This window comes from Streptomyces sp. NPDC051452 (assembly GCF_044454765.1).
Taxonomy (GTDB): Bacteria; Actinomycetota; Actinomycetes; order Streptomycetales; family Streptomycetaceae; genus Streptomyces.
Genome location: NZ_JBITEB010000007.1, coordinates 22,462 through 44,561, shown reverse-complemented (window position 1 = coordinate 44,561; position 22,100 = coordinate 22,462). Strand labels below are relative to the sequence as shown.

Here is a 22,100-nt window from a genome sequence, read left to right as displayed (position 1 = left end):
GAGCGCGCGAGGCGACCGCGCGGCCCCGCTGTCCGGCGGTCGAGCGACGCGACAACGGACGCGGATGTAAGCGGCGGGAAGCCGGGTACTCGTCTCCCAACCTCACATAGGACAGCGGGGGACGAGGAAGGGAGCGATCATGCCAGCCGGTTCCAGCCCCAAGCGCGAGCGCCAGTACGAGCACATCAAGGAGAGCGCGCAGGACCGGGGCGAGAGCGCCGGACGCGCCAAGGAGATCGCCGCGCGGACGGTCAACAAGGAACGCGCACGCTCCGGCGAGTCCAGGACCGCCAGCCGCACCTCGACGCAGGACATGTCGTCGAGCAAGCGCGGCGGCCAGCGGTCGGGCAACCGCGTCGGCTCGCAGGGCCCGACCCGCGACCAGTTGTACAACGAGGCCAGGCAGCGCGGCATCGAAGGCCGTTCGCACATGAACAAGGACGAGTTGCAGCGCGCGCTGAACAAGAAGGGCTGACCGGACGGGCGGCCCGCGGGCCTCAGCCCAGTGTCTGCCGGTGGCGCGCCAGGTCCGGTGCCGTCTTCGTGACGATGAACTCCGTGACGCGGTAGGTGCAGACGCCGGCGACGGCGAACGGGTCACCCGCGACGATCTCCTCGATGCGGGCACGGTCCCCCGCGACGGCGAGGATCACTCCGCCGTCGCGGGGCTCCTTGCGCCCGGACGCCAGAAAGAAACCCTTGTCGTACTGCTCCTCCAGCCACGCCACGTGATCCGGCAACAGGGCGTCCACGGCGTCGAGCGGGGCGGTGTAGTTCAGCTCCAGTACGAACATGATCGCGAGCCTACCCCCGGCTCGGGCATCCGTGCGCGGGACCGTACAGTCGTGCTCACCATGACGACCGTAGGCGTACCGGCGGGCTGGCCCGCGACCGAGGAAGAGGCCCGCGCCGTCCAGGACGAACTGCGCGGGCGGGTGGTGCGGGACGAGCCGGGACCGCCGCCCGGGACGGGCCGTGTCACCGGCGTCGACGTCGCCTACGACGACGCGCGGGACCTGGTGGCCGCGGCGGCCGTCGTCCTCGACGCCGCGACCCTGGACGTCGTCGCCGAGGCGACGGCCGTCGGCCGGGTGTCGTTCCCCTATGTGCCCGGACTCCTCGCCTTCCGCGAGATCCCCACCGTACGGGCCGCCCTCGACGCCCTGCCGTGCCCGCCCGGCCTGGTGGTCTGCGACGGCTACGGCCTCGCCCATCCGCGCCGCTTCGGGCTCGCCGCCCACCTGGGCGTCCTCACCGGTCTGCCGACCATCGGCGTCGCGAAGAACCCGTTCACCTTCGCCTACGCCGACCCGGCCCCGGCGCGCGGCGCTTGGGCGCCGCTGCTCGCCGGGGACGAGGAGGTCGGGCGCGCGCTGCGCACCCGGGACGGCGTCAAACCGGTGTTCGTCTCGGTCGGCCACCGGGTGGGCCTGTACAACGCCGTCGCGCACACGCTGGCGCTGACCCCGCGCTACCGGCTGCCGGAGACCACGCGCAGGGCGGACGCCCTGTGCCGCCGGGCGCTGCGGGAGGCGACGCGCTCTGTGGCCGGCGGGTCTCAGGATGCGACGACGCGCCAGGCGCCGACCTCCTGATACGCCGAGTCGTAGACGGCCGAACCGTCGCCGGGTTCGAGAGCGTAGTGGCGCAGGTTGCCGCCCCAGTACCGCAGGATGCGCTCCAGCTCCCCGACCCGGTCCTGTTCCACCGCACCCTCGTCCACGGTCACCTCGAGCACGAACTTCACGTCTGTGTCGCCTCCTTGGGCTTCTCGGGCCTGGCCGCCATCGTCTCATCCGGATGGGCCGCGGGGCGTCGGACCGGCGCGGACCGTCAGCGGGCCGCCGCCACCCGGAAGGTGATCCCAGCGGCGCGCAACCGCTCGGTCAGGGCGTCTCCCATGGCCTGGGCCGTGGTGACCTGACCGGCCGTCGGCGGGAGATCGTCGAAGGCCAGGCTGAGAGCCGCCTCGGCGAACATCTTCGCCGTCTCGTCGTACCCCGGATCGCCACCCGCCACCTCGGTGAACACGCGCCGCCCGCCGCCCTCGCCGACGAAGCGCACCGTGAACCAGCTCTTCGCCCGCTTCTCCGCGCTCGGACCGTCACCTGGCTTGAGCCGGTCCGACAACCAGCGCCGCACGGGGGGCAGTTGGACGGCGGCCGCCCCGGCGCCGAGGGCGGCGACCGAGCCGAGGGCGATCGGCAGACGGCGTACCGCGGCATAGTGGCGGTAGCGGAAGTCCGGGCCGTAGCGTTCCAGGGCCTGGGCCGAGCGGCGCACGATCTGCGGATCGATGGTCGGCAGCGGCAGCGCCCACGCGCCGACCTCCCCGGCGAACCGCGGGGCGCCCGCGGGGGCGCTCACCCTGCGTCCCATCAGGCGCGGTTCGTGCCGGGCGCGTTCCCGCGCGGCGGCCAGCATGCGGCGGCCGCGGGCGGCCTGGTTCAGTGCCGAGGCGAGGGTGCCGCCCGAGAAGGCCGCGTCGGCGGTGACGTACGCGTCCACCGTCAGTGGTACGCCCTCCGGCAGGTTCCGGACGGTGAAATAGGCACCCAGATCGTGCGGGACCGAGTCGAAGCCGCACGCGTGCACCAGGCGTGCGCCCGTCTCACGCGCGCGTGCGTCGTACCGGACGTACATCAGGTCCACGAACTCCGGTTCACCGGTGAGATCCAGATAGTCGGCGCCGGTGTCCGCGCAGGCCGCGACCAGGTCCTCGCCGTGGAGCACGTACGGCCCCACGGTCGTGGCCACCACGCGCGCGTGCTCGGCGAGTGCGCGCAGGGAGGCCGGTTCGGCCACGTCGGCCCGCAGGACGCCGATGTCCGCGCCGCCGGGCAGGCGCTCGCGCAGCCGCTCCAGCCTGCCCTCGTCGCGGCCCGCGACCGCCCAGCGCAGCCCGCTCGGCGCGTGCGCGGCGAGGTACTCCGCCGTCAGCGTGCCGACGAAGCCCGTCGCGCCGAAGAGCACGAGGTCGTAGGGACGGTCCGTTGTTTTTAGCCTGCTCATGACACCCCTTGGTCGTGGAGCCCGCGCCGCTGTCGGTGGCCGAGGCTAGCGTGAGGAACGCGGAGCCCGACGACCAGCCCGGAGGCAGTGGTGGCCGTAGCGAGGAACATCCCGGAGAAGCGGGAGAAAGCGCGCGCTTCGGCGTCGGCCGCCACGGCGGTGCGCGGCGCCCGAGCCGCCGGACGGGGCTCCCCTCACCCACTCGGGTGATCATCCACACTCCGGGCACTTGGCTAAGCGCTTGCTCGTTCAGGTCTTGTGTCCGGTGGAACGTGTTCTTAGCATCACCGGTGTTACATCAGTAGTGTCACACAGGCTGGGAGCTGGAGACATGACGACGGCACAGACGCCGACGACGCCGGGCACCGGCCCGCTCCACGGTGTGCGCGTGGTGGAGCTCGCCGGCATCGGACCGGGCCCGTTCGCCGCCATGCTCCTGGCCGACCTGGGCGCCGACGTGGTCCGGGTGGACCGGCCGGGCGGCCCGGGGCTGGCGATCGATCCCGCCTACGACGTCACCAACCGCAACAAGCGCTCGGTCGTGATCGACCTGAAGGCACCGTACGGCCCCGCCCGCGTCCTGGACCTCGTCGAGCGGGCCGACATCCTGATCGAGGGCAACCGCCCCGGCGTCGCCGAGCGGCTCGGCGTCGGACCCGAGGAGTGCCACGCCCGCAACCCCCGTCTGGTCTATGGCCGCATAACCGGCTGGGGCCAGGACGGCCCGCTCGCGCCCCGCGCCGGCCACGACGTGGCGTACATCGCGCTCACCGGCACACTCGGCATGATCGGCCGCCCGGACGAGCCCCCGGCCGTCCCCGCCAACCTGCTCGGCGACTACGCGGGCGGCTCCCTCTACCTGGTCGTCGGCGTCCTCGCGGCCCTGCACCACGCGCGCGCGACCGGCACCGGGCAGGTCGTCGACGCCGCCATCGTCGACGGCACCGCCCATCTGTCCGCGATGATCCACGGCATGCTCGCCGCGGGCGGCTGGCAGGACCGGCGCGGTGCCAACCTCTTCGACGGCGGCTGCCCCTACTACGGCACCTACGAGACCGCCGACGGCGGATACATGGCGGTCGGCGCCCTGGAACGGCAGTTCTACGAGGAGTTCCTGCGCCTGCTCGGCCTGGACGACCTCGCCCCGGCCCGGGGGGACCGCACCCGCTGGGGCGAAGTGCGCGAACGCGTCGCCGCCCGCTTCAAGTCCCGCACCCGCGCCGAGTGGACGGCCGTCTTCGAGGGCTCCGACGCGTGCGTGGCCCCCGTGCTGTCCCTGCGCGAGGCCCCGCACCACCCGCACCTGGCCGCCCGCGGCACCTTCACCGACCACGCCGGAATCACCCAGCCGGCCCCCGCCCCCCGCTTCTCCGCCACCCCGACCGCCGTCCGCACCGGCCCGGCCCGGCCCGGCGCCGACACCGAGGCGGTGGCGCGGGACTGGGGCATACCGGACCGGGTGAACGACGACCCCGTCGCCGACCGCGACTGACCCGGCCCACCCGCTCGGCCCACCCTCCCGAAAGGCACACCAGTGAGCACCGAAGCGTACGTCTACGACGCGATCCGCACCCCGCGCGGCCGCGGCAAGGCCAGCGGCGCCCTGCACGGCACCAAGCCCATCGACCTCGTCGTCGGCCTCATCCACGAGATCCGCGACCGCTTCCCGGGCCTCGACCCGGCTGCCATCGACGACATCGTGCTCGGCGTCGTCGGGCCGGTCGGCGACCAGGGCTCCGACATCGCCAGGATCGCCGCGATCGCCGCCGGACTGCCGGACACGGTCGCGGGCGTGCAGGAGAACCGCTTCTGTGCCTCCGGTCTGGAGGCCGTCAACCTGGCAGCGGCCAAGGTCCGCTCGGGCTGGGAGGACCTGGTCCTCGCGGGCGGCGTCGAGTCCATGTCCCGCGTCCCGATGGCCTCCGACGGCGGCGCCTGGTTCAACGACCCGATGACCAACCTCGACGTCAACTTCGTGCCGCAGGGCATCGGCGCCGACCTCATCGCCACCATCGAGGGCTTCTCCCGCCGCGACGTCGACGAGTACGCGGCCCTGTCCCAGGAGCGCGCCGCCAACGCCATGAAGGAGGGCCGCTTCGAACGCTCGGTGGTCCCCGTCAAGGACCGCGCCGGCCTGGTCGTCCTCGACCACGACGAGCACCCGCGCCCCGGCACCACCGCCGACTCCCTCGCGAAGCTCAAGCCGTCGTTCGCGGACATCGGCGAACTGGGCGGCTTCGACGCCGTGGCGCTCCAGAAGTACCACTGGGTGGAGCGCATCGACCACGTCCACCACGCGGGCAACTCCTCCGGCATCGTGGACGGCGCCTCTCTCGTCGCGATCGGCTCCAAGGAGGTCGGCGAGCGCTACGGCCTCACCCCCCGCGCGCGCATCCTCTCCGCGGCCGTCTCCGGATCCGAGCCGACCATCATGCTCACCGGCCCCGCCCCCGCCACCCGCAAGGCCCTCGCCAAGGCCGGCCTCACCATCGACGACATCGACCTGGTCGAGATCAACGAGGCGTTCGCCGCGGTCGTGCTCCGCTTCGTGAGGGACATGGGCCTGTCCCTGGACAAGGTCAACGTCAACGGCGGTGCCATCGCCCTCGGGCACCCGCTCGGCGCGACCGGCGCCATGATCCTCGGCACGCTCGTCGACGAACTCGAGCGCCAGGACAAGCGCTACGGCCTCGCCACACTCTGCGTGGGCGGCGGCATGGGCATCGCCACGATCATCGAGCGCATCTGAACCCCCAGCGGGACCAAGCGACTTCAACGGAGACGACTGTCATGACCGAGAGCACCACCATCCGCTGGGAACAGGACGACACCGGTGTCGTCACCCTCGTCCTGGACGACCCGAACCAGTCCGCGAACACCATGAACCAGGCGTTCCGCGACTCCCTCGCCGCGATCACCGACCGGCTGGAGGCCGAGCGGGACTCCGTGCGCGGCGTCATCCTCACCTCCGCGAAGAAGACCTTCTTCGCCGGCGGCGACCTGCGCGACCTGATCCGGGTCACCCCCGAGACCGCCCGGGAACTGTTCGACGGCGGTCTCGCCATCAAGCGGAACCTGCGCCGCATCGAGACCCTCGGCAAGCCGGTCGTCGCCGCGATCAACGGCGCGGCCCTCGGCGGCGGATTCGAGCTGGCCCTGGCCTGTCACCACCGGGTCGCCCTGGACACGGCCGGCACGAAGATCGGCTGCCCCGAGGTCACCCTCGGACTGCTCCCCGGCGGCGGTGGAGTCGTCCGTACGGTACGGCTGCTGGGCATCGCGGACGCGCTGTTGAAGGTGCTGCTCCAGGGGCAGCAGTACAACGCGCGCCGCGCCCGGGAGAACGGCCTCGTGCACGAGGTCGCCGCCACCCAGGAGGAACTGCTCGCCAAGGCCCGTGCCTTCATCGACGCCCACCCCGAGTCCCGGCAGCCCTGGGACGAGCCCGGCTACCGCATCCCCGGCGGCACCCCGGCCAACCCGAAGTTCGCCGCCAACCTGCCCGCCTTCCCGGCCTCCCTGCGCAAGCAGACCGGTGGCGCGCCCTACCCCGCGCCGCGCAACATCCTGGCCGCGGCCGTCGAGGGGTCCCAGGTCGACTTCGAGACCGCCCAGGTCATCGAGGCCCGCTACTTCGTGGAGCTGGCCGCCGGGCAGACCTCGAAGAACATGATCCAGGCCTTCTTCTTCGACCTGCAGGCGGTCAACTCCGGGGCCAACCGCCCCCAGGGCATCGAGCCGCGCAAGGTCCGCAAGGTCGCGGTCCTCGGCGCCGGCATGATGGGCGCCGGCATCGCGTACTCGTGCGCCCGCGCGGGGCTCGACGTCGTCCTCAAGGACGTCTCCCTGGAGTCGGCCCTCAAGGGCAAGGCGTACTCCGAGAAGCTGTGCGCCAAGGCCGTCGCCAAGGGCCGCACCAGCCAGGACAAGGCCGACGCGCTGCTCGCCCGCATCACGCCCACCGCCGAGGCGGCCGACCTTGCGGGCTGCGACGCGGTCATCGAGGCCGTCTTCGAGGACACCTCCCTCAAACACAAGGTGTTCCAGGAGATCGAGTCGGTGGTCGCCCCGGACGCGCTGCTGTGCTCCAACACCTCCACCCTGCCCATCACCACACTCGCCGAGGGCGTGGAGCGCCAGGCCGACTTCATCGGGCTGCACTTCTTTTCACCCGTCGACAAGATGCCGCTGGTGGAGATCATCAAGGGCGAGCGCACCGGCGACGAGGCCCTCGCCCGGGCCTTCGACCTGGTCCGGCAGATCAACAAGACGCCGATCGTTGTCAACGACTCGCGGGGCTTCTTCACCTCCCGGGTGATCGGCCATTTCATCAACGAGGGCGTCGCCATGGTCGGCGAGGGCATCGAGCCCGCCTCCGTCGAGCAGGCCGCGGCCCAGGCCGGCTACCCGGCCAAGGTGCTCTCCCTGATGGACGAGCTGACGCTCACCCTGCCGCGCAAGATCCGGCATGAGACCCGGCGGTCCGTGGAGGAGGCGGGCGGCACCTGGGTCGCGCACCCGGCGGAGGCCGTCATCGACCGCATGGTCGACGAGTTCGGCCGCACCGGCCGCAGCGGCGGCGCCGGCTTCTACGACTACACGGAGGACGGCAAGCGGGCCGGCCTGTGGCCCGGACTGCGCGAGCACTTCACCCGCGAGGGGCACCGGATCCCGTTCCGCGACATGCAGGAGCGGATGCTCTTCGCCGAGGCGCTCGACACCGTGCGCCTGCTGGAGGAGGGCGTGCTGACCTCGGTCGCCGACGCCAACATCGGCTCGATCCTCGGCATCGGCTTCCCCGGCTGGACCGGCGGCGTGCTCCAGTACATCAACGGCTACGAGGGCGGCCTGCCCGGATTCGTGGCCCGCGCGCGGGAACTCGCCGAGCGCTACGGGGACCGCTTCACCCCGCCCGCGCTGCTCGTGGCCAAGGCGGAGAAGACGAATACGGGGGAGCAGGGGGGCAAGGGGGAGCCGTTCAGCGACTCAGCCCGTTCCTGAGTCGCTGAGCCACCCGCTCAGCTCTTCCCGCAGCGAGCGCTGGAAGGTGGTCAGCAGAGCCTGCACCACCAAGGGGTGCATATGTGCCGACAGGGACCTCACATCCCGGGCGTCACGCTCCGCCACCTCGCCGCGGAAGAGCTGGGACAGCTCGTGAGCCGCGGCGCGCGAGTGCTCGACGAGCACCTTGCGCGCCGCGAGGATCGCCTCCTGTGACAGCGCCACGTCCAGCAGCTGGACGCCGAGCCGGAGCAGCCCGGCGTCCATCCGGAACGCGTCACCCGCCTGCGGTACGACGACGTTCATCGCCGTCAGCCGCTCCACGTCCTCGTCGCTCAGGGGCCGCCCCGCCCGCCGGTCGAGTTCCCCGCGCGAGACCGTCTCCACCGCCTCCGGCGCCCAGGACGCGACGACGGCGCGATGGATGGCCAGGTCGTCCGGGGTGAGATCCGGCGGCAGCTGCCGCAGATACCGCTCGATCGCCGCCAGGGTCATGCCCTGCCGCCGCAACTCCTCGATCAGCGCCAGCCGCGCCACGTGCCCGGGCCCGTAGTGCCCCACCCGGCGCGGGCCGATCTCCGGGGGCGGCAGCAGGCCCTTGCTGCCGTAGAAGCGGACCGTGCGGACCGTGACACCCGCCCGGGCGGCCAGCTCGTCGATGGTGAGGGGCGGCTGCCCGGCGTCGGTCGTCATGTGCAGCAGTATCGCTGTCCCACCAATGCTGTGAAACCTCGTGGATCTCGTGTGCGTTCCGCACGGACCGTGTGAGAAGTAACGCTGTGTGACGTGGGCCACCGCATAACCGGCGAACTCTTGGGAAACTGCTGCCTTGGTCTGTACCGCGAAACACCAAGGGTGGTGCGGGCCAAGACCTGCACGGATCCCGGGCCCACGAGGCCTGGGCGCACCAGGAAGTGGACCACCCGTGAGCACCAAGGAAGCCGTTGACTCGGCACAGGCCACCGACCGACCCGAGGTGGCGCGCACGCCCGCCGACGCGGGCGACGCCGGCTACAGCAAGGACCTCAAGGCCCGCCACGTCAACATGATCGCCATCGGCGGCGCCATCGGCACCGGCCTCTTCCTGGGCGCCGGCGGCCGCCTGCACAACGCGGGCCCGGCGCTCGCCCTGGCCTACCTGGTCTGCGGCGTCTTCGCCTTCTTCGTCGTCCGCGCCCTCGGCGAGCTGGTCCTGTACCGGCCCTCGTCCGGCTCCTTCGTGAGCTACGCGCGCGAGTTCCTCGGCGAGAAGGGCGCCTACGTCGCCGGGTGGATGTACTTCCTGAACTGGTCGACCACGGGCATCGCCGACATCACCGCGATCGCGCTGTACACGCACTACTGGAGCATGTTCACCTCCATCCCGCAGTGGGTGCTGGCGCTGATCGCCCTCGCGGTGGTCCTCGCCGTGAACCTGATCTCGGTGAAGATCTTCGGCGAGATGGAGTTCTGGTTCGCGATCATCAAGGTCGCCACCCTGGTGAGCTTCATGCTCATCGGCATCTTCCTCCTCGCCACCCAGCATCACGTCGACGGCACCAAGCCCGGCCTGAGCGTGATCAGCGATCACGGCGGTTTCTTCCCGCACGGCATGATGCCGGTCGTCCTCGTCATGCAGGGCGTGATCTTCGCGTACGCCGCCCTGGAGCTGGTCGGCGTGGCCGCCGGCGAGACCGCCGAGCCGGAGAAGGTCGTCCCGCGCGCGGTGAACTCGATCATGTGGCGCGTCGGCGTGTTCTACGTCGGCTCCGTCGTGCTGCTCGCCCTGCTGCTGCCCGGCGCGGTGTACTCCGCCGACCAGAGCCCGTTCGTCACGGTCCTGTCGAAGATCGGCATCCCGGCGGCCGGCGACGTGATGAACCTGGTGGTGCTGACCGCCGCCATGTCCTCGCTCAACTCCGGCCTGTACTCCACCGGCCGCATCCTGCGCTCCATGGCCATGGCCGGCTCCGCGCCGAAGTTCACCGGCCGTATGAACCGCAGCCAGGTCCCCTACGGCGGCATCCTGCTGACCTGCGCGGTCTGCGTGCTCGGTGTCGGCCTGAACTACCTGGTGCCGAGCCAGGCCTTCGAGATCGTGCTGAACGTCGCCTCCCTCGGCATCATCAGCACCTGGGTGATCATCATGGTCTGCCACCTGGTCTTCGTCCGCCGTGCCCGCGAGGGCCTGGTGACCCGGCCGCACTTCCAGCTGAAGTTCAGCCCGGTCACCGAGATCGCCACGATCGCCTTCCTCATGGTCTGCCTGGGCATGATGTGGAACGACCCCGAGGTCGGCCGCAAGACCCTGCTGCTCATCCCGGTCATCGCCGTCATGCTGGTCGCCGGCTGGTTCGGCGTGCGCCGCCGGGTGACGCGGAACGCCGAGCGCGAGCCCTCCGGGCTCGCCGGGTAGCGGCCGGAAGGAAAACACGCGGCCACTGTCGGTGGCATCGCCTACGGTGGCGTCATCCCGGGACCGACCGCGTCCGGGGTGGCGCCACCGCCGCGTGGGCGGCGGTGGCCGCCGGTGGGACCGGTGAAGCGGGGAGCCGTGGGCACAGGGGAGGGCGGATGACCGGGCGGATCGATGTCCTGGTGCTGGGCGGAGCGGGCGTGGACACGATCATCAAGGTCCCCGAACTGCCCCTGCCGTACGCCGACAGCTACATGATCGACTCCGGGATCCGCACCCGGGCCGGGCAGACCGGCGACTTCGTCGCCCTGGGCCTGACCGCGCTCGGCCTGGACACCCACCATCTCGACCTGCTCGGCGACGACCCCGAGGGCGACCTCGTGCGCGCCCTGCACCGCGAGCACGGCGTCGCGCTCACCGCGCTGCCGCAGCCCGCCGGCACCAGGCGCGCGGTCAACCTCGTCGGCCCGGACGGCCGCCGGCTCTCCCTGTACGACAGCAGCCGCGCCCACCCCGACGACCGCTTCCCCGAGGACACCCTGCGCGCCCTGGCCGGCGCCGCCCGGCACGTACACGTGACCATCACCCAGCCCTGCTCCCACGCCCTGCCGGTCCTGCGCGAGACGGGTGTGCCGCTCTCCACCGACCTGCACGACTGGGACGGCGAGAACCCCTACCACGAGCCGTTCGCGTACGCGGCCGACATCGTCTTCCTGTCGGCCGCGGCCCTGACCGACCCCGAGCGGACCATGCGGCGCATCGCCGCACGCGGCCGCGCCGAGGCGGTCGTCGCCACGGACGGAGCCCGGGGAGCGCATCTGCTGGTCGGCGGCGAGCTGACCCGGACACCGGCGGTCGCCCCACCCGCGCCGGTGGTCGACTCCAACGGCGCGGGCGACGCCTTCGCCGCCGCGTTCCTGTACGGGTGGCTGGGCGGTGAGCCGCCCGGGACCTGCGCCCGCTACGGCGCGGTCGCGGGCGCCCACGCGTGCACCGTCCCGGCCTCCCGCGCGGAGGCGATAGGCCGGGACGATCTCCTGGAGCGGTCGGCCGCGGCGCCCCGGTGAACGGCCGGCCGGGCCGTCCCGGAGGCCGGCTCGCAGCCGGTGGCCGCCCGATCAGTCCCCGTGGACGTCGTTCGTGGCCTCGATCTTCTTCCACGACTTCGGCCGCGCGACCTCGACCGACTTCACCAGGGACCGGGCGGCCGCCGCGGTCGGCTTCGACGGCTGGAACAGCCAGGTGTCGAACAGCGCGGCCAGCGGCTTGCCGGACACCTGCTCCGCGTACCGCTGGAAGTCGGCCACCGAGGCGTTGCCGTACGCGTGCTCCCGCGGCCAGCCCTTCAGCACGGCGAAGAACGCGTCGTCGCCGATCTCGTCGCGCAGCGCCTGGATGGCGGCCGCGCCCCGGTCGTACACCGCGGCGTCGAACTGGCCGTCCGCCCCGGGGTCTCCGGGCGCGACGGTCCAGAACGGGTCGTCGGCCGGATGCGAGGCGTAGACGTAGTCGGCGAGTTCCTGGGCGGTGCCCTCGCCCTCGTGCTCGGACCACAGCCACTGCGCGTACCGCGCGAAGCCCTCGTTGATCCAGATGTCCTTCCAGCGCTTCAGCGACACGTCGTCGCCGTACCACTGGTGGGCCAGCTCGTGCACGACCACCGAGGTGTTGGAGCCGCTCGCGAACTGCTTGGGGCTGTAGTAGATCCGGGTCTGGGTCTCCAGCGCGTACCCGGTGGTGGTGTTCGGCACATACCCGCCGGCCGAGCCGAACGGATACGGCCCGAAGTAGCCGCTCAGCCAGTCCACCAGTTCACCGGTGCGCTCCACGCTCGCCCGTGCGGCGCCGTCGTTCTCGCCGAGATCCTTGCTGTAGGCGTTGACGACGGGCACACCCCCCTCGGAGGTGCCGGTGGTGATGTCGAACCGGCCCACGGCGAGCGTGGTCAGATAGGTCGCCTGGGGCTTGTCCTGCCGCCAGTTGTAGCGGGTCCAGCCGAGCTTGGAGCTGGTGGACCGCAGGGTGCCGTTGGAGATGGCCTGGGTGCCGTCCGGCACGGCCACGGACACGTCGTAGGTCGCCTTGTCGCTCGGATGGTCGTTGCTCGGGTACCACCACCAGGCGGACTCGGGCTCGTCGGCCGCGATCGCGCCGTCCGGCGTGCGATGCCAGGTGGTGAAGCCGTACGCGCTCTTCGTCGACGGCACCCCGCTGTAGCGGACGACCACCGTCACCGAGGTGCCCTTCGCGATCGGCTTCTTCGGGGTGACGACCAGTTCGTGCTGGCCGGACGTGGTGAACGCCGCCTTGGCGCCGTCGACCCGCACCTCGCCGACGTCCAGCAGGAAGTCCAGGTCGAAGCTGGACAGGTCCTGGGTGGCCGTCGCCAGGATCGTCGCCGTGCCCTGCAACTCGTCCGTCTTCGGCTGGTACTGCAGCCTCAGGTCGTAGTGCGAGACGTCGTAGCCGCCGTTGCCGTAGTACGGGTAGTAGGGGTCGCCGATTCCCGGCGCGCCCGGGGAGTAGCTCGCGGCCGATGCCGGGATCGCCAGCAGGAGGGAGGCCGCCGCGAGTGCCCCCGGCGCGATGATTCTGCGGTGCACGTCAGCTCCAAGTCGTCGGGACAGGAAGTCTGTTCGGAGCCTATTCAGTCCCTGTGACCCCTGACCTGTCCATGACCCCTCCTGTCACACGATCGCCATTCGGCCGTCACGAGAGCCCTCGCGTCACCCAGCTGCCCTCTTTTGCCCGGGAGTTGACCGGAGTACCGTCCGCGCATGCCGACACGCACGCGCTTCACGATCTGGAGAACGCTCGCGACAGCGGCCGTCGCCATCCTGACGGCGCTCTTCCTCACCCCGGTCGCCGCACACGCCGCGCCCCCGCGCGAGAGCCGGCCCGTCTACTCCTACGCCGACGCCGTCCGCGAGTCCGTCTGGGTGGACACCGGCCTGGACGGGGACGGCGACGGCAGGAGCGACCGCGTCGCCGCCGACATCGTCCGGCCCGCCGAACCGGCCCGGGAGGGCCGCAAGGTACCGGTCATCATGGACGCCAGCCCCTACTACTCCTGCTGCGGGCGCGGCAACGAGAGCCAGCTCAAGACGTACGACGCGAGCGGCCGCATCGTCCGGATGCCGCTGTTCTACGACAACTACTTCGTGCCGCGCGGCTATGCCGTCGTCGGCGTCGACCTCACGGGCACCAACCGTTCCGACGGCTGCGTCGACGTCGGTGGCCGCTCCGACATCCGGTCCGCGAAGGCCGTCGTCGACTGGCTGAACGGCCGCGCCAGGGCGTACACCAGCCGCACCGGCGGCACACCGGTCAAGGCCGGCTGGACCAACGGCCGCACCGGTATGATCGGCAAGAGCTGGGACGGCACGATCGCCAACGGCGTCGCCGCCACCGGCGTCAAGGGCCTGAAGACCATCGTCCCGATCAGCGCCATCTCCTCCTGGTACGACTACTACTTCGCGCAGGGAGCGCCGCTCTACGACGGCGGCCCCGACGAACTGGCCGGCTACGTCGAGAGCGCGGACGCGCAGGCCCACTGCGCCGCAGTGCAGCGAAGGCTCGCCGACGGCAGCCCGCGCAGTGGCGACTGGACCCCGCTGTGGACCGAACGGGACTACGTCAAGGACGCGGCCAAGGTGCGCGCCAGCGTGTTCGTCGTGCACGGCATGCAGGACCTCAACGTGCGCACCAAGAACTTCGGCCAGTGGTGGGACGCCCTCGCGCGGCACGGCGTCCAGCGCAAGATCTGGCTGTCCCAGACCGGGCACGTCGACCCGTTCGACTACCGGCGCGGAGCCTGGGTCGACACCCTGCACCGCTGGTTCGACCACGAACTCCTCGGCTACGACAACGGCATCGACCGCGAGCCGGCCGCCGACGTCGAACGCCACCCCGACCAGTGGGTGACCTCCCGGACTTGGCCGCCGCAGGGCACCCGCGTCACCACCCTGCACCCCGCGTCCGGCGCCCGGGCTGGCGTCGGCACCCTCGGCCTGCGTCCCGCCCGCGGCACCGAGACCCTCACCGACGACCCGCAGCTGAGCGAGACCGACTGGGCGGCCCACCTCACCACGTCCACCCCGGAGAAGGCCGGCTTCCTCACGGCACCGCTCACCCGCGACCTGCGGCTGTCGGGTTCCTCCGAGGTGACCGTCACCGCCACCCCGACCACGGCCTCGGCGCACCTGACGGCCGTCCTGGTGGACCTCGGCCCCGCCACCATCCGGGACTACGCCGACAGCGCCGAGGGCATCACGACGCTCACCGACCGCACCTGCTGGGGTGCGAGCACGGCCGGGGACAGCGCCTGCTTCAAGGAGACCAGGGCCAAGACGGCAGCCGTCGACTACACGGTGTTCAGCCGCGGCTGGGGCGACCTCGGTCACGCCGCCTCCCTCGGCAAGGGCGTCCCGCTCACCCCCGGCAAGGCCTACACGATGACCCTCGACCTCGCGGCCACCGACCACGTCGTCCCCAAGGGGCACCGGCTGGCTTTGATCGTCGCCGGCACGGACAAGGACCTCATCGACCCGCCGTCCACCCGGCCGACCCTCACCGTCGCCCTGTCCGGCACCCGCGCGCGGCTCCCCCTGGTAGGCGGCACGACAGCCTTCGCCGACGCCACCTCCGCCCACGCCCGCACCCCCCTCGCCCCCACCCCCTTCACCGGCCTCCACCCCCAGGCTCCGGCCCTGCACGTTCCGGCCGGGTGACACGGGGAGCGCCCGGGCCGGGCGCTGCTCCGGCCGGTGGGCGTCCGGGCGGGGCGCTGCTCCGGCCGACGGTGTCCGTTCCGGCCGGGGCAACGGTCGGCAGGGCGTTCAGGCCTTCCGAGGCATCGGTCGGCGGGCCGGGCCGGGCGAAAGCGTCGGCCGACAGCCTCCCGGTCCGGCTGACGCCCGCCCGGGAGGCGCCCCGGCGGGCTACGGCCCGGTCGGCTCGTCTCCCGGCCAGGGCGCCACAGCGGGCCGGCGCCGGGGCGCCTCAACCGGGTGGGAGGGTCAAGCGTGCCGTCTCTCTGGCGCAGCCCCAGGCCACGGTGATTCCGGCGCCGCCGTGGCCGTAGTTGTGTACGAGCAGCCGGCCGTCGGGGAGGGGCTGCCGTTCCAGCCGTACCGCGTCGCGGGCCGGCCGTAGCCCCACCCGGTGGGCGAGCACCCGCGCCCCGGCTATCTCCGGCCGGACCACCGCGCAGCGGGCGACGATCGCCGCGGCGGTCTCCGGGTCGGGCTCCAGGGACCAGTCGTCCTCCTCGGCCGTACCACCGAGCAGAAGTCCGCCCGGCTGCGGGATGAAGTAGACGGACGCCGCCGAGGAGTGGTCGACGGAGGTGTACCAGGTGGTGACGCCCGGGTTCGCCACCACGACCAGTTGACCGCGCACCGGACGCACCCTCGGATCCGGCACCAGCGAACGCGCCCCGAGGGCGGTGCAGTTGACCACCACCGCGGCGGGCACCGCGGTCAGATCGGTCACCTCACGCTCCTCCACCGTCACCCCCGCCCTCACCAGCCGCTCCCGCAGCCACGCCAGATGCGCCGGCATGTCGATCACGGGCAACCGCGCCGCCAGCCCGCCGGCCACCGCCCGCAGCCCCGGCACCTGGCCCGCCCACGCGCCCAGCTCGTCCAGCCGGGCTCCCTGATGGACACCGTCGACCAGCCGGACGCCCGTCTCCCGCGGCCGCGCCGCCAGCTCCTCGTACACCGCCAGTGATTCCAGCGCCCAGGCGCCGACCAGTGGCTCCGGTTCGATGCGGTACGGCCACCACAGGCCGCCGGCGACCGCCGAGGTCGTACGCTCGGGGGACTCCCGCGCCCACACCCGCACCCGCCGTCCGGACTCGGCCAGCACCAGGGCCGTCGTCAGCCCGGCGACCCCGCCCCCGACCACGATCACTTCGTCACTCGGCTCGCTGTCCACGCGAGCACGATAGGTCCTTCCCGCCCGGAGGTGTTCCCACGGCGACGGTCCGGCCGTGGAGGCGAGCGCCGGTCCGCGGCCATTAAAATCGGCGTCCTGATGACTGCCACCCTCGTTGCCAAGAACCTCGCCGCCGGGCACGGCGACCGCTCCCTCTTCGCCGGGCTCGACCTCGTCGTCGCCCCCGGTGACGTGATCGGGCTGGTCGGGTCCAACGGGGCGGGCAAGTCCACCCTGCTCCGCCTGCTCGCCGGGCTGGCCTCGCCCGAGCAGGGCGAACTGCGGCTGTCCCCGCCGACCGCGACCGTCGGCCACCTGCCGCAGGAGCCCGATCGCAGGCCGGGGGAGACCGTCGGTGAGTTCCTGGCCCGCCGCACCGGCGTCGCCGAGGCGCAGCGCGTGATGGACGAGGCCACCCAGGCGCTGGTCGACGGCGCGCCCGGCGCCGACGACGCCTACGCGACCGCGCTGGAGCGCTGGCTCGGCCTCGGCGGCGCCGACCTCGACGAGCGGGCGGAGGAGGTCGCCGACTCCCTCGGTCTCGCCGTGGACCTGGGCCGGCCCATGACCTCCCTGTCCGGTGGCCAGGCCGCCCGCGCCGGACTCGCCTCCCTGCTGTTGTCCCGCTACGACGTCTTCCTGCTCGACGAGCCGACCAACGACCTCGACCTCGACGGCCTGGAGCGCCTGGAACGCTTCGTCACCGGTCTGCGCGCGGGCACGGTCGTCGTCAGCCACGACCGTGAGTTCCTCGCCCGCACCGTCACCAAGGTCCTCGAACTCGACCTCGCCCAGCGGCAGATCAACCTCTACGGCGGCGGCTACGAGGCCTACCTGGAGGAGCGGGACGTGGCTCGCCGGCACGCTCGCGAGGACTACGAGGAGTACGCCGACAAGCGGGCCGCGCTGCAGGACCGCGCCCAGATGCAGCGAACCTGGATGGACAAGGGCGTGAAGAACGCCCGCCGCAAGGCCGGCAACGACAACGACAAGATCGGCCGCAAGTTCCGCAGCGAGGCCAGCGAGAAGCAGGCCGCCAAGGCCCGGCAGACCCAGCGCATGATCGAGCGCCTGGAGACGGTGGAGGAGCCCCGCAAGGAGTGGGAGCTTCGGATGGAGATCGCGTCGGCCCCCCGCTCGGGCGCGGTCGTGGCGACCCTGCGGGACGCCGAGGTCCGGCGCGGCGACTTCACCTTCGGGCCCGTGTCCCTGCAGATCGACTGGGCCGACCGGGTGGCCGTCACCGGAGCCAACGGCGCCGGGAAGTCCACCCTGCTCGGCGCGCTGCTCGGCCGCGTACCGCTGGACTTCGGGCACGCCGCCCTCGGCTCGGGCGTCCTGGTCGGCGAGGTCGACCAGGCCCGGGGGCTCTTCCACGGCCCGGAGGCGCTGTTCGAGGCCTTTCGCGCGGCCGTCCCCGACACCGAACCGGCCGAGGTCCGCACGCTGCTCGCCAAGTTCGGCCTGAAAGCGGAACATGTGCTGCGTCCGGCGGCGACCCTCTCCCCGGGCGAGCGCACCCGCGCCGCGCTCGCGCTGCTCCAGGGCCGGGGCGTCAACCTCCTGGTTCTGGACGAGCCGACGAACCACCTCGACCTGCCGGCCATCGAGCAGCTGGAGTCGGCTCTCGACGCCTACGAGGGCACCCTGCTGCTGGTCACCCACGACCGGCGCATGCTGGACGCGGTCCGGCTCACCCGGCGCCTGGAGGTGGCGGCGGGCAAGGTGACGGAGCGCTAGGCACCGGATCCCTGCCGACGACCGGTGCGCCGGAGAACCAGGGCGCCCGGGATCACGGCGTTCAGCGCACCACGGCGTCAGGCGGTCAGGGCGCCCCGAGCAGCGTGGCGGCGGCCCTGCGGGCGTGTGCGGCCGGGGCCGGGTCGCCGCTGATGGCGGCGGTCACGATGGCGCCTTCGGCGAGCAGACAGACCGGCTCGGCCGCCAGCACCCCGGCGGCCCGGCTCCACACGGCTATCTGGTCGTGGAACGCCCGCTTGTGCGCGCGGACTTCGGCCAGCACCGCCTCCGACGACGAGCCGAGTTCGCCGTAGGCGTTGATCCAGGCGCAGCCGCGGAACCCCGGCCGCGCGAACCACTCGGCGAGCCAGTCGAAGAGCGCCAGCACGCGGTCCCGGGGATCCGGGACCGCTTCGACATGAGCGGCCAGCTCTCCTCTCCAGCGGCGGTCACGGCGGCGGAGCACCGCCACGACCAGGTCCTCCTTCGCCGGGAAGAACCGGTAGATCCGCTTGAGCGGCAGGCCGCAGGCCGCGCGGACCTCGTCCATGCCGACGGCCTGGACGCCTCGCGCGTAGAACAGCCGCTCCGCCGCGTCGAGCAGGGCCTCCCGGTCCAGGCGGTTGCGCTCCTCGGTGATCGGCGCGGGCATCGGCCCTCCTTGACGTCGAGAACGATCGTTCCCTACTTTAGGGCGCACCGATGGAGAACGTACGTTCTCGACTTGAGGAGGCCGCCGTGCCCGAAGACCGCCCGCCGTTTCCACCGTTCACCCGGGAGAGCGCCCTGCGGAAGGTCCAGGCCGCCGAGGACGCGTGGAACACCCGTGACCCCGAGCGGGTGGCGTCGGCGTACACGCCGGACTCGGTCTGGCGCAACCGGGACACCTTCGTCGCCGGCCGAGAGGAGATCGTCGCCTTCCTGACCCGGAAGTGGGCGCGCGAGCGGGACTACGCGCTGCGCAAGAGCCTCTGGGCGTTCGACGGGAACCGGATCGCCGTCCGCTTCCAGTACGAGTGCCGGGACGCGGCGGGCCAGTGGTGGCGCAGCTACGGCAACGAGCTGTGGGAGTTCGACGAGCACGGTCTGATGAGCCGCCGCGAGGCGAGCATCGACGACCTCGCCATCGCCGAGGCCGACCGGCGCATCCACGGCCCCCGCCCCGAGGCGGAACACGGCGCCGACATCCCGCTCCGCTAGCGCGGCGCTCGCGCCCAGCCCCGCCCGCGGGGCGCCGCCGTCCCCGCGCGCGGAAGAGGCGGCCACAGACGCACCCGCGTCTCCGGCCGCCTCTTTTGCGGCGGTGTCCCTTCCGCTCAGCGCTTCTTCGGGTCCAGCAGCCCCGCGCGGCGCAGCGCGTCCGCCATCGCCCCGTTGGCCGGAGCCGGCGCCTGCCGTCCGCCCCGGTCGGCGCCGCCACGCCCCTGCCGCTGCCCCTGGCCGCCCTGTCGCCGGCCGCCCTGCTCCCGGCCCGAACCGCCCTGACCGCCCTGACCGTCCTGGCGGCCCTGGCGCTGCTGGGGCGGCCGGGTGCCGCCTCCACCGCGCTGCTGCCGGCCGCCGCCCTGCCCCTGGGGGGCGGCCTCGTCGTCCAGGCGCAGCGTGAGCGCGATCCGCTTGCGCGGGATGTCCACGTCGAGCACCTTCACCTTGACGATGTCACCCGGCTTGGCGACGTCCCGCGGGTCCTTGACGAACGTCTTCGACATCGCCGACACGTGCACCAAACCGTCCTGGTGGACGCCGATGTCCACGAACGCGCCGAAGGCCGCCACGTTCGTGACCACCCCCTCCAGGACCATCCCGGCGGACAGGTCGGAGATCTTCTCCACACCCTCCTTGAACGTGGCCGTCTTGAAGGCCGGGCGCGGGTCGCGGCCCGGCTTCTCCAGTTCCCCGAGGATGTCGGAGACGGTCGGCAGACCGAAGGTGTCGTCGACGAAGTCGGCGGCCCGCAGTGAGCGCAGCACGCCGGTGTTGCCGACGAGGGAGGCCACCTCCTGGCCGGTGGTCTTCACCATCCGGCGCACCACCGGGTAGGCCTCGGGGTGCACGCTGGAGGCGTCCAGCGGGTCGTCACCGCCGCGGATGCGCAGGAAGCCCGCGCACTGCTCGAACGCCTTCGGGCCGAGCCGCGCGACCTTCTTCAGCTGCGAGCGCGAGCGGAACGGGCCGTTGGCGTCCCGGTGCGCGACGATGTTCTCGGCGAGGCCCGCGGAGATGCCGGACACCCGCGAAAGCAACGGCACCGAGGCGGTGTTGACGTCCACGCCGACGCCGTTCACACAGTCCTCCACGACCGTGTCCAGCGAACGGGACAGCTTCACCTCGGACAGGTCGTGCTGGTACTGGCCGACCCCGATCGACTTCGGGTCGATCTTCACCAGCTCGGCCAGCGGGTCCTGCAGCCGCCGGGCGATGGACACCGCGCCGCGCAACGAGACGTCCATGTCCGGCAGTTCCTGCGAGGCGTACTGCGACGCCGAGTACACCGACGCGCCCGCCTCGGACACCATCACCTTGGTGAGCTTCAACTCCGGATGCCGGGTGATGAGTTCACCGGCGAGCTTGTCGGTCTCGCGGGAGGCGGTGCCGTTGCCGATCGCGATCAGCTCGACCGCGTGCTCCTTGGCGAGCCGCGCCAGTGTGGCGATCGCCTGGTCCCACTTGTTGGCCGGGACGTGCGGGTAGATCACGTCCGTGGCGACGACCTTGCCGGTGGCGTCGACCACGGCGACCTTCACACCGGTGCGGAACCCGGGGTCGAGCCCCAGTGTCGCGCGCGTGCCGGCGGGCGCCGCCAGCAGCAGATCGCGCAGGTTCGCGGCGAAGACGTTCACCGCCTCGTCCTCGGCCGCCGTGCGCAGCCTCAGCCGCAGGTCGATGCCGAGGTGGACGAGGATGCGGGTGCGCCAGGCCCAGCGGACCGTGTCGAGGAGCCACTTGTCGCCCGGGCGGCCCCGGTCGGCGATCTGGAAACGCCGGGCGATGATCGCCTCGTACGAGGACGGCGCCGACGGGGTGTCGGCCGGCTCCTCGGGCTCCAGGACGAGATCCAGGACCTCCTCCTTCTCGCCGCGCAGCATCGCCAGGATCCGGTGCGAGGGCAGCTCGGTGAACGGCTCGGCGAAGTCGAAGTAGTCGGCGAACTTGGCGCCCGCCTCCTCCTTGCCCTCCCGCACCTTGGCGGCCAGCCGCCCGCGCACCCACATGCGCTCGCGCACCTCGCCGATCAGGTCGGCGTCCTCGGAGAACCGCTCGGTCAGGATCGCCCGCGCACCGTCCAACGCGGCCTGCGGATCGGCGACACCCTTGTCGGCGTCCACGAACGCGGCGGCGGCCGCGAGCGGTTCGACGGACGGATCGCCCAGCAGGCCCTCCGCGAGCGGTCCGAGACCGGCCTCGCGAGCGATCTGCGCCTTGGTGCGCCGCTTGGGCTTGTAGGGGAGGTAGACGTCCTCCAGCCGCGCCTTGGTCTCGGCCCCGCGGATCCGCGCCTCCAGCTCCCCGGTCAGCTTGCCCTGCTCGCGCACCGACTCCAGGATCGCGGACCGCCGCTCCTCCAGCTCCCGCAGATAGCGGAGCCGTTCCTCGAGCGTGCGCAGTTGCGCGTCGTCGAGCATCTCGGTCGCTTCCTTGCGGTAGCGGGCGATGAAGGGCACCGTCGAACCGCCGTCGAGCAGCTCCACCGCGGCCTTCACCTGCCGCTCCCGTACGCCGAGCTCCTCGGCGATCCTGCTTTCGATGGACCCTACTTCGATGGACCCGGGTGTCGTCACGATCCCGTACCGCCTTCTCCACTGAGGTTGCGCGGCAATTGTGGCAGGTGACGCCGACAACCGGGCGTCAGGGCGGCACGCGGCGGGGCGCCGGGCCCCGGGCACACGACGCGGTGCCGTCTCCCGCCCGCCGGGCCACGGTGACCGGGCGCGGCCCGGGTACCTGCGCGCGAGGACCTGAACCGCCATGGCGGAAAAGGTGGGAAATCCGTCGTTGCGGCCATGCCCGGGGC

Annotated in this window: 18 protein-coding genes; 10 read left to right on the top strand and 8 right to left on the bottom strand. The window is 72.4% G+C overall.

Annotation, left to right across the window (positions count from 1 at the left end; translation table 11 throughout):
- Positions 1-139 precede the first annotated feature (139 nt).
- On the top strand, positions 140-475 hold the full coding sequence (locus ACIBA9_RS18520) for a plasmid stabilization protein (protein WP_399364189.1): 336 nt from the start codon (positions 140-142) through the stop codon (positions 473-475).
- A 22-nt stretch (positions 476-497) separates the two neighbouring features.
- On the opposite strand, the gene ACIBA9_RS18515 is transcribed toward ACIBA9_RS18520, so the two are convergent.
- The gene (locus tag ACIBA9_RS18515; protein WP_399364187.1) at positions 498-794 is read right to left on the bottom strand and encodes a YciI family protein; all 297 of its coding nucleotides are present in this window, start codon (positions 792-794) and stop codon (positions 498-500) included.
- Positions 795-854: 60 nt separating this feature from the next.
- On the opposite strand from ACIBA9_RS18515, the gene ACIBA9_RS18510 reads away from it, so the two are divergent.
- Entirely contained in the window at positions 855-1,595 is a 741-nt protein-coding gene (locus ACIBA9_RS18510; RefSeq protein ID WP_399364185.1) for an endonuclease V, read from the top strand.
- On the opposite strand, the gene ACIBA9_RS18505 is transcribed toward ACIBA9_RS18510, so the two are convergent.
- Both ACIBA9_RS18505 and ACIBA9_RS18500 read right to left on the bottom strand, forming a co-directional pair.
- Positions 1,559-1,747 (bottom strand): hypothetical protein, encoded by a 189-nt coding sequence (locus ACIBA9_RS18505; protein ID WP_399364183.1) that lies wholly within the window; start codon positions 1,745-1,747, stop codon positions 1,559-1,561. The two genes, ACIBA9_RS18510 and ACIBA9_RS18505, sit on opposite strands and share 37 nt — an antisense overlap.
- A gap of 86 nt (positions 1,748-1,833) precedes the next feature.
- Positions 1,834-3,012, bottom strand: a complete 1,179-nt coding sequence (locus ACIBA9_RS18500; RefSeq protein ID WP_399364181.1) for a saccharopine dehydrogenase family protein — start codon at positions 3,010-3,012, stop codon at positions 1,834-1,836.
- 331 nt (positions 3,013-3,343) lie between these two features.
- Between ACIBA9_RS18500 and ACIBA9_RS18495 the strand changes: the two genes are divergently transcribed.
- Genes ACIBA9_RS18495 through ACIBA9_RS18485 form a run of 3 tightly spaced genes read left to right on the top strand, consistent with a single transcriptional unit; the run spans position 3,344 to position 8,013 of the window.
- Positions 3,344-4,504, top strand: a complete 1,161-nt coding sequence (locus ACIBA9_RS18495) for a CaiB/BaiF CoA transferase family protein (RefSeq protein ID WP_399364179.1) — start codon at positions 3,344-3,346, stop codon at positions 4,502-4,504.
- 42 nt (positions 4,505-4,546) lie between these two features.
- Positions 4,547-5,761, top strand: coding sequence for an acetyl-CoA C-acetyltransferase (locus ACIBA9_RS18490; RefSeq protein WP_362162724.1), 1,215 nt, complete (start codon positions 4,547-4,549; stop codon positions 5,759-5,761).
- A 41-nt stretch (positions 5,762-5,802) separates the two neighbouring features.
- The gene (locus ACIBA9_RS18485) at positions 5,803-8,013 is read left to right on the top strand and encodes a 3-hydroxyacyl-CoA dehydrogenase NAD-binding domain-containing protein (protein ID WP_399364177.1); all 2,211 of its coding nucleotides are present in this window, start codon (positions 5,803-5,805) and stop codon (positions 8,011-8,013) included.
- Here ACIBA9_RS18485 and ACIBA9_RS18480 read toward each other — a convergent pair.
- Positions 7,999-8,706, bottom strand: a complete 708-nt coding sequence (locus tag ACIBA9_RS18480; RefSeq protein WP_362162728.1) for a MerR family transcriptional regulator — start codon at positions 8,704-8,706, stop codon at positions 7,999-8,001. The genes ACIBA9_RS18485 and ACIBA9_RS18480 overlap by 15 nt on opposite strands.
- A 232-nt stretch (positions 8,707-8,938) precedes the next feature.
- Here ACIBA9_RS18480 and ACIBA9_RS18475 point away from each other — a divergent pair, with 232 nt between their 5' ends.
- Together ACIBA9_RS18475 and ACIBA9_RS18470 are read left to right on the top strand one after the other, a co-directional pair.
- Positions 8,939-10,408, top strand: coding sequence for an amino acid permease (locus tag ACIBA9_RS18475; protein ID WP_399364175.1), 1,470 nt, complete (start codon positions 8,939-8,941; stop codon positions 10,406-10,408).
- A 158-nt stretch (positions 10,409-10,566) separates the two neighbouring features.
- Entirely contained in the window at positions 10,567-11,475 is a 909-nt protein-coding gene (locus ACIBA9_RS18470; RefSeq protein ID WP_399364173.1) for a PfkB family carbohydrate kinase, read from the top strand.
- A gap of 51 nt (positions 11,476-11,526) precedes the next feature.
- Here the strand turns inward: ACIBA9_RS18470 and ACIBA9_RS18465 are convergent, their stop codons facing one another.
- Positions 11,527-13,011 (bottom strand): M1 family metallopeptidase, encoded by a 1,485-nt coding sequence (locus tag ACIBA9_RS18465; RefSeq protein ID WP_399364171.1) that lies wholly within the window; start codon positions 13,009-13,011, stop codon positions 11,527-11,529.
- A gap of 174 nt (positions 13,012-13,185) precedes the next feature.
- Between ACIBA9_RS18465 and ACIBA9_RS18460 the strand changes: the two genes are divergently transcribed.
- The gene (locus ACIBA9_RS18460; RefSeq protein ID WP_399364169.1) at positions 13,186-15,138 is read left to right on the top strand and encodes a Xaa-Pro dipeptidyl-peptidase; all 1,953 of its coding nucleotides are present in this window, start codon (positions 13,186-13,188) and stop codon (positions 15,136-15,138) included.
- A gap of 271 nt (positions 15,139-15,409) precedes the next feature.
- On the opposite strand, the gene ACIBA9_RS18455 is transcribed toward ACIBA9_RS18460, so the two are convergent.
- Positions 15,410-16,324 carry an FAD-dependent oxidoreductase gene (locus ACIBA9_RS18455; protein WP_399364607.1) on the bottom strand — a complete coding sequence of 305 codons (915 nt, stop codon included), beginning with the start codon at positions 16,322-16,324 and terminating at the stop codon, positions 15,410-15,412.
- Positions 16,325-16,447: 123 nt separating this feature from the next.
- On the opposite strand from ACIBA9_RS18455, the gene ACIBA9_RS18450 reads away from it, so the two are divergent.
- Positions 16,448-18,088: an ABC-F family ATP-binding cassette domain-containing protein gene (locus ACIBA9_RS18450; protein ID WP_362162740.1), complete on the top strand. Its 1,641-nt coding sequence runs from the start codon at positions 16,448-16,450 to the stop codon at positions 18,086-18,088.
- An 85-nt stretch (positions 18,089-18,173) separates the two neighbouring features.
- Here ACIBA9_RS18450 and ACIBA9_RS18445 read toward each other — a convergent pair whose 3' ends face one another.
- Complete coding sequence (locus ACIBA9_RS18445; RefSeq protein ID WP_399364167.1) at positions 18,174-18,740, bottom strand: TetR/AcrR family transcriptional regulator; 567 nt, start codon at positions 18,738-18,740, stop codon at positions 18,174-18,176.
- 86 nt (positions 18,741-18,826) lie between these two features.
- On the opposite strand from ACIBA9_RS18445, the gene ACIBA9_RS18440 reads away from it, so the two are divergent.
- Positions 18,827-19,288 (top strand): nuclear transport factor 2 family protein, encoded by a 462-nt coding sequence (locus ACIBA9_RS18440; RefSeq protein WP_399364165.1) that lies wholly within the window; start codon positions 18,827-18,829, stop codon positions 19,286-19,288.
- A 116-nt stretch (positions 19,289-19,404) separates the two neighbouring features.
- Here the strand turns inward: ACIBA9_RS18440 and ACIBA9_RS18435 are convergent, their stop codons facing one another.
- Positions 19,405-21,867: a Tex family protein gene (locus ACIBA9_RS18435; protein WP_399364163.1), complete on the bottom strand. Its 2,463-nt coding sequence runs from the start codon at positions 21,865-21,867 to the stop codon at positions 19,405-19,407.
- Positions 21,868-22,100: the final 233 nt, after the last annotated feature.